This is a genomic window from Ruminococcus sp. SR1/5 (assembly GCF_000209835.1).
GTDB lineage: Bacteria > Bacillota > Clostridia > Lachnospirales > Lachnospiraceae > Blautia_A > Blautia_A fusiformis.
Map to the genome: position 1 here is coordinate 643,044 of NC_021014.1, position 13,542 is coordinate 656,585.

18 protein-coding genes are annotated in these 13,542 nt (G+C 42.6%); 17 read left to right on the top strand and 1 reads right to left on the bottom strand.

What is annotated here, in order from left to right; all coding sequences use genetic code 11:
* Window positions 1-60 precede the first annotated feature (60 nt).
* From ruvB to CK1_RS03280, 13 genes are all read left to right on the top strand, one after another.
* Window positions 61-1,071: a Holliday junction branch migration DNA helicase RuvB gene (ruvB, locus tag CK1_RS03225; protein WP_015524888.1), complete on the top strand. Its 1,011-nt coding sequence runs from the start codon at window positions 61-63 to the stop codon at window positions 1,069-1,071.
* 130 nt (window positions 1,072-1,201) lie between these two features.
* Entirely contained in the window at window positions 1,202-1,609 is a 408-nt protein-coding gene (locus CK1_RS03230; protein ID WP_015524889.1) for a cell division protein ZapA, read from the top strand.
* A gap of 88 nt (window positions 1,610-1,697) precedes the next feature.
* Window positions 1,698-2,666 carry a peptidase U32 family protein gene (locus tag CK1_RS03235; RefSeq protein ID WP_306289061.1) on the top strand — a complete coding sequence of 323 codons (969 nt, stop codon included), beginning with the start codon at window positions 1,698-1,700 and terminating at the stop codon, window positions 2,664-2,666.
* 49 nt (window positions 2,667-2,715) lie between these two features.
* Window positions 2,716-3,357, top strand: a complete 642-nt coding sequence (locus tag CK1_RS03240; protein WP_306289062.1) for a DUF3656 domain-containing protein — start codon at window positions 2,716-2,718, stop codon at window positions 3,355-3,357.
* Complete coding sequence (locus CK1_RS03245) at window positions 3,242-3,706, top strand: hypothetical protein (protein ID WP_502685120.1); 465 nt, start codon at window positions 3,242-3,244, stop codon at window positions 3,704-3,706. Before CK1_RS03240 ends, CK1_RS03245 begins: the two co-directional genes overlap by 116 nt.
* Before the next feature lie 155 nt (window positions 3,707-3,861).
* Window positions 3,862-5,241 (top strand): FtsW/RodA/SpoVE family cell cycle protein, encoded by a 1,380-nt coding sequence (locus CK1_RS03250; protein ID WP_015524892.1) that lies wholly within the window; start codon window positions 3,862-3,864, stop codon window positions 5,239-5,241.
* 43 nt (window positions 5,242-5,284) lie between these two features.
* Window positions 5,285-5,638 carry a hypothetical protein gene (locus CK1_RS17935; protein WP_353611112.1) on the top strand — a complete coding sequence of 118 codons (354 nt, stop codon included), beginning with the start codon at window positions 5,285-5,287 and terminating at the stop codon, window positions 5,636-5,638.
* Window positions 5,635-6,636, top strand: a complete 1,002-nt coding sequence (locus CK1_RS03255) for a peptidoglycan D,D-transpeptidase FtsI family protein (protein ID WP_353611113.1) — start codon at window positions 5,635-5,637, stop codon at window positions 6,634-6,636. The genes CK1_RS17935 and CK1_RS03255 overlap by 4 nt, the downstream gene beginning before the upstream one ends.
* 100 nt (window positions 6,637-6,736) lie before the next feature.
* On the top strand, window positions 6,737-7,192 hold the full coding sequence (locus CK1_RS03260) for an NUDIX hydrolase (RefSeq protein ID WP_015524893.1): 456 nt from the start codon (window positions 6,737-6,739) through the stop codon (window positions 7,190-7,192).
* A gap of 64 nt (window positions 7,193-7,256) precedes the next feature.
* A complete protein-coding gene (locus tag CK1_RS03265) occupies window positions 7,257-7,568 on the top strand; it encodes a hypothetical protein (RefSeq protein WP_173733336.1) in 312 nt (103 codons plus the stop codon).
* Between the two features lie 18 nt (window positions 7,569-7,586).
* Entirely contained in the window at window positions 7,587-7,946 is a 360-nt protein-coding gene (locus CK1_RS03270) for a hypothetical protein (RefSeq protein WP_015524894.1), read from the top strand.
* Window positions 7,947-8,041: 95 nt separating this feature from the next.
* Window positions 8,042-8,641 carry a DUF2953 domain-containing protein gene (locus tag CK1_RS03275; protein ID WP_306288713.1) on the top strand — a complete coding sequence of 200 codons (600 nt, stop codon included), beginning with the start codon at window positions 8,042-8,044 and terminating at the stop codon, window positions 8,639-8,641.
* Window positions 8,625-8,996: a GerW family sporulation protein gene (locus CK1_RS03280; protein ID WP_015524896.1), complete on the top strand. Its 372-nt coding sequence runs from the start codon at window positions 8,625-8,627 to the stop codon at window positions 8,994-8,996. The genes CK1_RS03275 and CK1_RS03280 overlap by 17 nt, the downstream gene beginning before the upstream one ends.
* Window positions 8,997-9,290: 294 nt before the next feature.
* Here CK1_RS03280 and rpmB read toward each other — a convergent pair whose 3' ends face one another.
* Entirely contained in the window at window positions 9,291-9,479 is a 189-nt protein-coding gene (gene rpmB, locus CK1_RS03285) for a 50S ribosomal protein L28 (RefSeq protein ID WP_015524898.1), read from the bottom strand.
* A gap of 391 nt (window positions 9,480-9,870) precedes the next feature.
* Here rpmB and CK1_RS03290 point away from each other — a divergent pair, with 391 nt between their 5' ends.
* From CK1_RS03290 to CK1_RS03305, 4 genes are all read left to right on the top strand, one after another.
* Window positions 9,871-10,245, top strand: a complete 375-nt coding sequence (locus CK1_RS03290; protein ID WP_306288714.1) for an MmcQ/YjbR family DNA-binding protein — start codon at window positions 9,871-9,873, stop codon at window positions 10,243-10,245.
* The gene (locus CK1_RS03295; RefSeq protein ID WP_015524899.1) at window positions 10,242-10,673 is read left to right on the top strand and encodes a flavodoxin family protein; all 432 of its coding nucleotides are present in this window, start codon (window positions 10,242-10,244) and stop codon (window positions 10,671-10,673) included. The genes CK1_RS03290 and CK1_RS03295 overlap by 4 nt, the downstream gene beginning before the upstream one ends.
* An 825-nt stretch (window positions 10,674-11,498) precedes the next feature.
* Complete coding sequence (locus tag CK1_RS03300) at window positions 11,499-11,858, top strand: Asp23/Gls24 family envelope stress response protein (protein WP_015524900.1); 360 nt, start codon at window positions 11,499-11,501, stop codon at window positions 11,856-11,858.
* A gap of 20 nt (window positions 11,859-11,878) precedes the next feature.
* Window positions 11,879-13,531 (top strand): DAK2 domain-containing protein, encoded by a 1,653-nt coding sequence (locus CK1_RS03305; protein WP_114002507.1) that lies wholly within the window; start codon window positions 11,879-11,881, stop codon window positions 13,529-13,531.
* Window positions 13,532-13,542: the final 11 nt, after the last annotated feature.

Genomic DNA, 13,542 nt, shown 5'->3' on the forward strand with positions numbered 1-13,542 from the left:
ACCGCCGTGAGTAAGAGCAAACATGCTCGCACTGAAATGAAATAGAACGGAGCATAGCAAATGGAGAACAGGATCATTACAACAGATGTTACAGAAGAGGATTTTTCCCTGGAGGGAAATTTAAGGCCTCAGAGTCTGGATGAGTATATTGGTCAACAGAAAACAAAAGATACCCTGAAAATTTATATCGAAGCAGCAAAGCAGCGTCATGATTCACTGGATCATGTGCTGTTTTATGGACCTCCGGGGCTGGGAAAGACTACACTTTCCGCGATCATTGCCAATGAGATGGGAACACATATGAAGGTAACATCAGGTCCTGCGATTGAAAAGCCAGGCGAAATGGCTGCGATCCTGAACAACCTTCAGGAAGGAGATGTGCTGTTTGTAGATGAGATACACAGACTGAATCGACAGGTAGAAGAGGTTCTTTACCCGGCAATGGAAGATTTTGCTATCGATATCATGATCGGCAAGGGAGCATCCGCCCGTTCCATTCGTCTGGATCTTCCGAAGTTTACATTGGTAGGTGCAACAACGAGGGCAGGTCTTCTTTCCGCGCCGCTTCGTGATCGTTTTGGCGTAACCCAGAGACTGGAGTTTTATGATAAAAAAGAACTGACGACGATCATTCTACGTTCCGCTCAGGTGCTTGGCGTGGAAATCGAACCCAATGGAGCTGCCGAGATCGCCAAGCGTTCCAGAGGAACCCCCCGTCTGGCCAACCGTCTTCTGAAGAGAGTACGTGATTTCGCCCAGGTGAAGTATAATGGTGTGATCACCTACGATGTTGCCTGCTTCGCATTGGATCTTCTGGAAGTAGATCAGTATGGCCTTGATAAAACAGACCGCCGCATTCTCCAGACCTTGATCCTGAATTTTCAGGGCGGACCAGTGGGGCTTGAAACACTTGCCGCATCAATCGGAGAAGACTCCGGAACACTGGAAGACGTGTATGAACCCTATCTTTTGCAGACAGGTTTCCTTAACAGAACTCCACGTGGAAGAATGGCTTCCGTGCTGGCATATACCCATCTTGGATATCCTCGTCCTGATTTATCGACAAAATAATAGAAAAACTTCTATACATTTTTGCGGGAATCAGTTATAATAAAAGAAATTGTGGGTTGTAAGACCGGCAATGCAGAGGAATGTTATTGAGGAAATTACCAGTAACAGATAAATTCAGGAGGCTTTACGAATGGCGGTAAAGAATACAGCACAGGTTGTTATCGATGGAAAGATCATTACTCTGGGCGGGTATGAGTCCGAGGAATATTTTCAGAAGGTTGCAGCCTATATGAATAATAAGATCAGTGAGCTGAGTCAGATGCCGGGATACTCCAGACAGGCCATGGAGACCAAGCATACACTGCTCAGTCTGAATATTACAGATGATTATTTTAAGGCAAAGAAGCAGGCGGAGATTTTTGAACAGGATCTGCAGCAGAAAGACCAGGAGATGTATGATCTGAAACATGAACTGATCTCTTTGAAAATGCAGATCGAAGAGGCGAAGAAGGCAGAACAGGAAGCTCAGGAACAGAAGAATCTTCTGGACGGTAAGGTGAAGGAACTGGAGAAAGAACTTGATGAACTGCTTAAATAAGGAGGGGGGATTGCTTCGGTAATCCTCTTTTGTTTTATGGTCATCGGATTGATTAACAGATGGGAGATGAGGGAATACTTTGAAAAATATGATAACAGAACTGCTCTCGCCGGCAGGTTCTTATGAAAGTTTTGAGGCAGCTATTGGTGCCGGGGCTGATGCGGTATATGTAGGGGGACCGGCTTTTGGAGCAAGAGCTTATGCGCAGAACTTCACCCAGGAAGAGCTGATCACTGCCATTGAGACCGCACATATCCATAACCGCAAATTATATCTTACTGTGAATACACTTTTGAAGAACCGTGAACTGGATGATCAGCTGTTTGAATATCTGCTTCCATATTATGAGGCAGGTCTGGATGCGGTGATCGTACAGGATCTGGGAGTATTTTCTTTTATACGCCGGAATTTCCCGGATCTGGATATTCATGCAAGCACACAGATGACAGTAACCGGACCGGAGGGAATGCGATTTCTGGAGGAAAAGGGAGCAACTCGTGTGGTTCCGGCCAGAGAGCTTTCCCTGGAAGAGATATCTGCCATGCATAAGGCAAGTCTTCTGGAAATAGAGACTTTTATCCATGGAGCTCTCTGTTACAGCTATTCCGGCCAGTGTCTGATGAGCAGTATTTTCGGTGGAAGAAGCGGAAACCGTGGCCGCTGTGCACAGCCATGCAGGCTTCCTTACAGTGTAACCATGGATCACAGAAAATATAAAGGAGACAAGGATTTTTGTGCATTAAGCCTGAAAGATATCTGCACTTTGGATATTCTTCCGGATATCCTGGAGGCGGGTGTTATGTCTCTGAAGATCGAAGGGCGTATGAAACAGCCGGCGTACACAGCGGGCGTCACGGCAGTATATCGAAAATATCTGGATATGTATTTAAGTGGAAAAGAATATCACGTTCAGGAAAAAGACCGGAAGTATCTTCTTGAGCTTTTCAGTCGTGGAGGATCCTGCAAAGGATACTATGATATGTATCGCGGGCCGGAAATGATGGCTTTTGCCAATGAAAAAAATCCGGTAATATCCAGCCGGAGATCAGAAAAATAAAAGAAAAATTCATGGGAATTTAATACTTTCTCCTGAAAGTCCTGTTATACTGGAAATAACCTGCAAGGGCCAGACAGTAACTGCTATGGGCGGTGAGGTACAGTTTGCTAAAAATCAACCAATGGAAGAACAGAGGATCCGTCAGCAGATGGAGAAACTGGGAAATACAGATTTTCAGTGGGAGGATCTGAACATTGAAATAAATGGAAGGATTTTTGTTCCGGTTAAAGTTCTCAATGAAGTACGAAGAGATGCTCTGAGTCAGCTGCGGGAAGCACTGATCGGATGTCAGAAGAGAGCACAGGTTACGAAGCAGCAGACGAAATCTAAGGATCAGGCTGCCTGTCACAGAAGGGTAACAGACAGCCTGCCTGTGTATGTATCCTGTGAACGTTCGGATACTGCGGAAGTACTTTTGAACGAACCGGGGATTACAGGTTTTTATTTTCCTTTTGATACTATGGAAAAATATTTTTCACCGGAACTTGCTGCAAGCAGTGAATTATATCTTTCTACTCCACATATCCATCGCGGAGAAATCCCCGAAAAGTGGCTTCGATCAGCTCAAAAAATGGTTGGAGCAGGGTATGAAGGGTTTTCTGGTAAGAAACCTGGAATCTTACGCCGTACTGAAAAAAATGGGATATGGCGGAAAATGTATCCTGGATGCATCCATGTATACCTGGAATGATCAGAGTGTTGATTTCTGGCGAGAAGAGGGAGTTCTTCGAAATACAGTCCCCCTTGAGTTGAATGAGGGTGAACTGAAACACAGAGATAATACTTCTTCGGAGCTGCTTTTATATGGTTATATCCCACTGATGCTTTCCGCGCAGTGTGTAAGGAAGAATCTTTTCGGATGTACAGGAAAATATGAGACGGCTTATCTGAAAGACCGCTATAACAGTGAATTTCCGGTAAAATGCAGTTGTGATCCATGGGGAAAAAACATCTCCGAAAAAGCAAAATACTGTTATAATATCATTTATAATAGCATTCCTTACGGACTTCCGGGTGAAAAAGATCAGGTAAAAAACTGAACCTTCACTCTTTGCGACTGGCATTTACGATCGAAGAGCCAGAGAAAGCAAAAGCGATCCTGAAAGAATTCCGGACGGTTTATCAGGAAAACGGAAAACCTTCCGGACGCAGGTATACAAAAGGCCATTTTAAAAGAGGAGCCGAGTAAAAGTGTATGATTAATGTAATTACAGAATTATCTAAGTATGTGATCCTCACATTGATGATCGTCTATACCTTTCATTGTTTTTATATGGTGTGGCGGCAGGATGAGGAAGAAAAGAGAGAACTGCTCCATCAGCAGCTGACCATGATCTTTTTTATTGATTTTACAGCATTTCTTGTGATCTATTTAAAAAGCATGGATTTCAGGGTCATCCTGTTCTATATCGAAATGATGATCTTTTTTGCAGCGATCCAGATCCTTTATCGAATTATTTATCAGAATGCATCGCTGCTTCTTTTAAATAATATGTGTATGCTCCTGAGCGTAGGATTTATCATGCTCTGCCGGCTTTCACTTCCGTCTGCAACTAAGCAGCTTCTGATCGTGGCCGCAGGTAGTGCAGTATCACTGGTGATACCGGTAATGATACGAAAAATGAAATTTTTAAAGGATCTTACATGGGCTTATGCCGGAATTGGTATTGTACTTCTGGCGGCAGTTCTTGTTCTGGCAAGCACAAGCTACGGTGCAAAGCTTTCTCTTATGGGAATCCAGCCTTCCGAGGTGATCAAGATAACCTTCGTATTTTTTATGGCATCACTTCTGTGTACCAAGGTGGATTTTCGCAAAGTAGTACTGGCTACGATCGTTGCAGTGATCCATGTAGGGATCCTGGTTCTTTCCAGGGATCTGGGTAGTGCAGTGATCTTTTTTGTCACCTACCTTGTACTGATCTATGTTGCAACCAGAAATCCGAGCTATTTATTTCTGGGACTTGGCGGAGGATGCGTTGGTTCGGTGATCGCATATCATCTTTTTGGACATGTCCGTCAGCGAGTCAGTGCCTGGAAGGATCCGATGGCTGTCTATCAAAATGAAGGTTATCAGATCGTGCAGTCTCTGTTTGCGATCGGAACCGGAGGCTGGTTTGGAATGGGACTTTGTCAGGGCTCTCCGGAGAAGATTCCGGTCGTAAAAAATGATTTTATCTTCAGTGCTATTTGCGAGGAACTGGGGGGTATTTTTGCCATTTGCCTGATTCTTGTATGCACAAGCTTTTTTCTGATGATCGTTACTATTGCACTAAAGATCAGGAATCCGTTTTATAAACTGATCGCACTGGGGCTCGGAACTGAATATGCTTTTCAGGTATTTCTGACCATTGGCGGTGCAACCAAGTTTATTCCAATGACAGGAGTTACACTTCCGCTAGTGAGTTACGGAGGCAGTTCTGTCATGTGTACCATCCTGATGCTTGCGATCATTCAGGGACTGTATATTCTGAGGGAAGATGAGGACGAACAAATTGAAACGCAGCGAAAAGAAACGATTGAAAGAAGAGGAAAGAGAGCAACGCCTGAGAGAAAGAGAAATCGCCAGACTCCGTAGAAAAAAGAACCGGCCTTTAACTTTTGTATCGGCCTTCTTTATATTGATCTTTGTCAGTCTGATCGGATATCTGGTCTATTTTGACGCCATAAAAAGTGAAGATTTTATCAACAGCCCGTACAACACCCGTCAGGATACATTTTCGGACCGGGTAGTACGTGGAAGTATCCAGTCTTCGGATGGTGAGGTCCTGGCACAGACCAATGTGTATGAAGATGGAACAGAAGAGAGAACGTATCCGTTTTCCAATATTTTTGCACATGCAGTAGGATATGATACCAATGGTAAGAGCGGTTTGGAATCGGAAGCAAATTTCCAGCTTCTCACCTCCCATTCATTTTTTCTGGAACAGATGAAAAATGAATTCCTGGGAAAAAGAATCAGGGTGATACCGTGATCTCCAGTCTGAATGCAGATCTTCAGACAACAGCATACAATTCTCTGGGAGACCGCAGAGGAGCGGTAGTTGTACTGGAGCCATCCACCGGACGTATCCTGGCTATGGTGAGCAAACCGGATTTTGATCCGAACACGATCGCACAGAACTGGGATACCCTTGTTAATGATGAAAGTAACAGTAGCCTTTTAAACCGTGCAACCAATGGAGCTTATCCTCCGGGATCAACATTTAAGATCGTCACGGCATTGGATTATTTCAGACAAAAGGGATCACTGGAGGGATATTCCTATCTGTGTCAGGGAAGTATCACAGTGGATGACCACACGATCCAGTGTTACAATGGGGCAGTACATGGACAGGAGGATTTTTATTCCGCATTTGCACATTCCTGTAACTGTGCATTTGCAGATATGGGACTTGGTCTGGGAGGAGATACTCTGAAAAGTACTGCAGAGGATCTGCTCTTTAATAGGGCGCTTCCGCTGAATTCCTATAAAACCAGTCGCTTTACCCTTGATAAAGATTCTCCGAATGCACTTGTGATGCAGACCTCGATCGGCCAGGGTAACACTCTTGTTTCTCCGATGCATATGGCATTGATCACAAGTGCCATCGCCAATGATGGTGTACTGATGAAGCCAACTATGATCGATAAGATCGTGAATAATTCCGGTGATACGGTCAGGGAAACAGAAAAAACAGAATACAAACGTCTGATGACAAGAAATGAAGCTAATATCCTTGGAAAACTAATGAAAAATGTAGTTGAAAACGGTACGGCTTCTGCATTGAACGGACGAGGATATACTGTTGCCGGAAAAACCGGTTCTGCGGAGTTTGATGAAAATGGTTCCAGTCATTCCTGGTTTGTGGGTTATTCTAATGTAGATGATCCGGATATCGCCATTGCAGTGATCGTGGAAAACGGCGGAACCGGAAGTGAAGCGGCAGTTCCCATTGCGGCCGATGTTTTTGATGCATATTATTTCGATTAAATTGAGAACAGTATCTGCTTCTTGCCCCTTGCCTATAAGGTGAAAAAGAGGTATACTATAGCCAGTGCAAAAGACACACGCATTACAGGAGGATTGCAATATGATAGAAGCAACAAGCTGTGGCGGTGTGGTAATTCATCGGGGTAAGATCCTGGCATTGTATAAATCCTACAGGAACCGTTATGAAGGATGGGTGCTTCCCAAAGGAACTGTAGAAAAAGGAGAGACTTTTGAACAGACTGCTTTACGTGAAGTAATGGAAGAAGCAGGTGTTCGGGCCTCTATCGTGAAATATATCGGTAAGAGCCAGTATAATTTCACCGTTCCGGAGGATGTGGTAATGAAAGAGGTACACTGGTATCTCATGATAGCTGATAATTATCATAGCAAACCCCAGCGAGAGGAATATTTTGTAGATTCCGGATACTATAAGTTTCATGAGATCTATCATCTTCTCCGTTTTTCCAACGAGAAGCATATCGTGGAACAGGCCTATCAGGAGTATCTGGAAATGCGAAGTGAGGGCGTCTGGGCGAAACAGCAGAAGTATTTTTAACAACAGGACAGGGCTGTGTACATACGCAGCCCTGTTTGGCATTATAGACGGAGGTGATGGCAGATTGCTGAAATGGATGAAAAACTATTACATAGGAAATGATGTAAAAAATCCTACTAGAATAAGAACCAGGATCACTGCTGGCAAATTCGTGCCGGATATCTACGTTGTTACTTTGTCTGATAATCCCGGAAATATTTTGGAAATTCTTCCTGCAGGCATGCTTGTACAGCGAAGCGCCAGAGCCACCTGTCCTTTGGTCGTTGGAATGGCTAGAGGAAAATCCGGTGCTATACAGATGGTACAGGATATGATCGAACAGGTTTATACCGAAACTGGAAATTTTAAAATAAAAGAATATCTGAAAAACAGGTGAACCAATGCTGCATATATTATGGCTGATAATAAAATGGATATTGATCCTTCTGGGGATCCTGATCGGGCTGATTCTTATGATCCTGCTGCTTCTTTTATTCTGTCCGATCAGATACAGAGGGAAAATAAAAAAGACCGAACGGATAGTCTTCGGGAAATACATGCTTTCGGTGAAGTGAGCTGGCTGCTTCATATAATTTCTGCACAGGTATTCTGGGAGCAGGGCGTTCTGAAAACAAAATTATGTTTTTTAGGGATTCCTTTGGAAAAATTTAAAAATCTGTTTCGTAAAAAAAGAAACCTAGATCTCTTTCCAACTCCGGAAATCAAAATGCCAAAAAACAGGCAGAGGCTTCCAGAAGCCATGAAAAGACATTAAAAAACGAAAATCAGAACGATACCGCAGAGCTGCAAATGTCTGAGCCGCAGGAAGATACTGTTGAAGATATAAATGAAATTTTGGAAAATGTAATAATGGAGCCGATATCGATTTCCGAAGAAATATCGGAAGAATCGGAAGATGAAAAGAAGCTTCGGACAAAGATTTCAGATTTAATTTCAAATATAGTGGGAAAAATAAAAACGGCAGTTGGAAAGCTGATCCGAATCATACAGAATTTTCTTGGAATCCCCAAAAGGATTCTGAAAAAAATTCAAAGTCTTGCATTAACAATCCGGAATTTCTGTGATAAGATAAACTGGTGGAAGGAGTTTTTAGACCATCCCCGAACCAGAGAGGCTCTTTCCTTTCTGTGGAAAAATGCAAAAAAACTGATTTATCATGTGCTTCCGACAAGGATCACCGGAAAGATCACATTTGGCAATGAAGATCCGGCAGTTACAGGTATGGTATTGGCTGTATTAGGAATGACAATTCCTTTTCATAAAAACAAGATCGAAGCAGCGCCCCTTTTTGATGATGAAAATGTTCTTGAGGGAGAGATCCTGTTAAAGGGAAGGATTTATGGAATTGTAGTTCTCAAAACAGCAGCAGAGCTTTATTTCAATAAAAATATAAAATACGTCATCCACCGATGGAGACATAAGGAGGTAAAACATGGAGAAAGAGAATAATTTCAAAGATACCGTGAATTCATTATTTAAAGGAATGGATGGCTTTGTATCGGCCAAAACAGTGGTTGGCGATGCCATTCATGTAGGTGATACCATTATCCTTCCTCTGGTCGATGTATCCTTCGGCGTGGGAGCCGGAGCTTTTGAAGGGGATAAGAAGAACAATGGCGGCGGAGGTCTTGCCGGAAAGATGTCTCCCTGTGCAGTACTTGTGATCCAGAATGGAAGCACCAAACTTGTAAACGTAAAAAATCAGGATGGCCTTACCAAGGTTCTGGATATGGTGCCGGATTTTGTGAACCGTTTTGCGCCAGGTGCAGGCAATGCTGAGGATACAGACGGGAAAGAAGAGTAGTATTCCATTTAGATTTCATGCATATACTGTAATAAAAAACAAGAAATGAGCAGACAGGAGTGGGAAAGCTAACTGGTTTTATGCTGTTTTTTATTGGTGTGGGCATGGTTCTTGGCATCCTTATTACAGAAAATTTTATTGTGATCGCAATGGCAGTCATATGTCTGCTATGCGGATATCATATGTTTTGCAGATAAGCGGGAAGTGTGCACTTGGCATGCTTCCCGCTTGTGATTTATCTGTCTTGAAGATAAAAAAACAGCCCCCGCATTCTACGGGGGCATACGATATTACTTACGCTCTTTCAACTTTTCCGGATCTTAAACAAGAAGTACATACATACATTTTCTTTGCTCCGCCGGCAGTTGTTTTTACTCTGACGGATTTAACGTTAGATTTCCACATTTTGTTGGATCTTCTATGGGAATGACTCACATTGTTTCCGAAATGAGCTCCTTTATCGCAGATTGCACATTTAGCCATGAATAGCACCTCCTTTTATCAACAGTCACCATTTTAACAGATGAATTGCTCTTTTGCAAGCAAAAAAGGAAATTTATCAAAAATTCTGCAAAGAGTTTTAAGGAAAGTATTCCATACCTCCGGGAACAGGGCGGATCATGGTGAAATTAAGCGTTGTGTGTATGGTTTAGATCAATTTGAAACATAGAAAATTACCCAGTGCGAATTAATTTATCGTTTTTTCTTTGGCCTGGTCTCTTTCCTGAATCTGAATAGAACATATTCTTGTTGAACTGGCATATGAGGATAGGAAAAACGGGAAAATGCAAAAGAATTTGGCAGGTAGTTCGGAATCCGAAAATGTGGTATGATTATAGGTAGGATATCAGAAACGTCAGGAGTTGAATAGCTTGTGAAGAAAGAAGAAATTTTTAAATATGTGCAGAAACAGTACGGAACAGTCCCGGAATATTTATGGAGTACATCGCCAGACAGTGCAGTACTTCGACATAAAAACGGAAAATGGTATGCAGTGATCATGACTATTGAAAAATCAAAACTGGGATTAGAAGGAAAGGATCCGGTTGATATCATGGATGTAAAGTGTGATCCGGACATGACGAATTTGATTATTCAGACGCATGGATTTTTACCTGGATACCATATGAACAAGCAGCACTGGATCACGATTTTACTGGATGGTTCGGTCAGTAAAGCAAAGATACTGGACTTTTTGGACATGAGTTATGACCTGATTGATGGCGCAGGCAGAAAGGAAAACAAATGAGAAAAGCAATCGTATATGCATCTGTACATCATGGAAATACAGAAAAATTAGTAAAGAGCATAGCAGAAGCGTGCCAGATCGATTTGATCGATGCTGTAAAACAACCCGATGCAGATGTGAGCAGTTATGATATGATTGGGTTTGCATCAGGCATCTATTTTTCAAAATTTCATCAGTCGATATTGGGATTTGCAGAGAAGAATCTACCGGATGACAAAAAGGTATTTCTGATCTGTACTTATGGTGGAAGTGCCAATTATAAATCCATAGAGCAGATTTTGGATAAAAAGCGTTCTAAAGTGATAGGAAAATTCGGGTGCAAGGGCTATGACACATTTGGCCCATTTAAACTGGTTGGTGGAATTGCAAAAGGGCATCCAGATGAAGAAGATATAAAAAATGCAGTTGAGTTTGTAAAAGGATTATAAGTAAATAAACGAAAAAGAAAAACCGGTTTCATAGTATCGGTCGGCATGTTCCATCACAATCAGGGATTTCCCTTCACTAGAGTGGATGAGCTTAATTTTCTATAAGATAAAACAAGTTGAACTCTATCATTGCGTAATTATGAAAAAAGCAATATATTCATACCGTGAAGTCTGGAAAGTGTTGATTTTAAGCCATTTCTGGATATGTGGGGTGATTCAGAGATATGGTTTTGTGACGTTTTTAGGACAAACGCCAGAAAATATGGAGAGCTCCATGACGTTTTGAGTTGACTTTTTTCCGGTAATAGCATATGATAATAACAGCTAAGGAATGTGGTGAGATTCCAAGTGGCAAAGTGAAAGCCCCCAGAGTTGCAGCTCTGGGGGCTTTCTTGCTCGTTACGGTGAGTTATTCCGTTTAGGCTGTTGCTGCCTATCGTCTACCGTCCAGCCGTTTGCATATGTAGTAGCTAACTACGCCTGCTACAACGGAGACAAGGAATGAGGTGAGAATTTCTTCCATCGTGGCCACCTCCTTTCTGCTGGAGGTTCGACAGCTCTTTTAGTATAGCATAGGTTAGAACGATTTGAAATATAGAAAATTACCCGGTATTGTGGCTTTTTATTTTGACAATTTTTGTGACAAATAAAAGAAAACAGACGCAATCAGACGAAGAGTTGCCGTATACAAAAGCACTGGAAACCATTGAAAATAAAGGATTTTTCTATAAGATAAAACAAGTTGAACTCTATCATTGCGTAATTAAAAAAGGTTAATAATAGTTTTATATAATTTAATCTGAATGAAACAATGGAGGTAACCATATGAATGGACGTATAGATTCTGGATTGGGTCAGATCGTAATTGATACGGATGTCATTGCGACTTATGCCGGCAGTGTGGCGGTAGAGTGTTTTGGTATCATCGGAATGGCAGCTATCAGTATGAAGGATGGCCTGGTCAAGCTTTTGCGTATTGACAGCCTGAAACATGGTATCAGTGTTAAGATCACGGATGATAATAAGATCCGGCTGAATTTTCATGTCATCGTAGCATATGGCGTGAATATCAGTACTATTGCGGACAATCTTGTCAACAATGTAAAATATAAAGTCGAAGCCTTTACAGGAATGGAGATTGAAAAGATCAACATTATGGTTGAGGGCGTGCGTGCAATAGATTAGTTTTAGAGGAGGAACTTGTGGTGAATAACAAAACCATAGATGCTAAAATACTTTCCAGAATGTTTCTGTCCGGAGCAAAGAATCTGGAAGCGAAGAAAGAGTGGATCAATGAACTGAATGTGTTTCCTGTACCTGATGGAGATACGGGAACCAATATGACGCTTACCATCATGTCTGCTGCTTCTGAAGTAGGTGCTCTTACAGATCCGGATATGGAATCCCTGGCAAAGGCAATTTCTTCCGGTTCCCTCCGTGGAGCCAGAGGTAATTCCGGTGTTATCCTGTCACAGCTTCTGCGTGGATTTACCAGAGGTGTGCGTAAACTTACAGATCTGGATGCACCTGCCATTGCCGCAGCTATGGAGCGAGGCGTTGAGACTGCATACAAAGCAGTTATGAAACCAAAAGAGGGAACCATTCTTACTGTAGCCAGAGCTGCAGCAGACAGAGCAGCAGAGCTTGCTGATGCTGCAGAAGATCTGGATGCTTTTTTCGACGGGATCTTTCAGCATGCAGAGGAAACTCTTGCCAGAACACCAGAGATGCTTCCAGTCCTGAAAGAAGCAGGTGTTGTGGATTCTGGCGGACAGGGACTTCTGGAAGTTTTCCGTGGTGCCATCGACGGATATCATGGAAAAGAAGTGGATTATTCCCAGTTTGAAGCAGCAGCTCCTAAGATCACAAAGATTTCTCCTCAGGCAGAGGCAGATATCAAATTTGGATATTGTACAGAGTTTATTATCCTTCTTGAAAAACCGCTTCCACAGGATGAGATCGACCGTTTCCGTGAATTTCTGGATTCCATCGGTGATTCCATTGTTTTGGTGGCTGATGATGAGATTGTCAAGGTACACGTGCACACCAATCATCCGGGACAGGCTTTTGAACGCGCACTCACGTATGGTCAGCTTTCCCGTATGAAGATTGACAATATGAGAGAAGAACATCAGGAAAAACTGATCAAAGATGCGGAAAAACTTGCAAAAGAACAGGCAGAAAACAAAGAACCTCCAAAGGATCATGGATTTATTTCCGTATCCGTAGGTGAGGGACTTTCTCAGATCTTCCGTGAGCTTGGCGTAGATTATCTGATCGAAGGCGGCCAGACTATGAATCCGAGTACTGAAGACATGCTCAATGCTATTGAGAAAGTAAATGCAAAAACAATTTATATTTTCCCGAATAACAAGAATATTATCCTTGCAGCTAACCAGGCAAGAGATCTGACTGAGGACAAGGAGATCATTGTAGTACCAACCAAGACAATCCCACAGGGAATTTCCGCAATGATCAGCTTTGTTCCGGAGAAGGGCGGCGAGGAGAACCTTGCTTCCATGACCGATGCGATTTCCAGAGTGAAGACTGGACAGATTACTTATGCAGTCCGTGATACACGCATTGATAACAAGGAAATCCATGAGGGAGATATCATGGGAATCGGTGATGCAGGTATCCTTGCAGTAGGCAGAGATCGACTTCAGGTAGCAGAGGAGATGGTAGCAGAGATGGTTGACGAGGAATCTGAGATTATCAGTGTTTACTATGGTGAAGATGTATCTGAGGAAGATGCAGAGGCACTTTCTGATTCTCTTACCGAGAAATATCCGGAGTGCGAGGTTGAGCTGAACCAGGGTGGACAGCCAATTTACTACTATCTGATTTCTGTAGAATAAAGAGCAAAAAA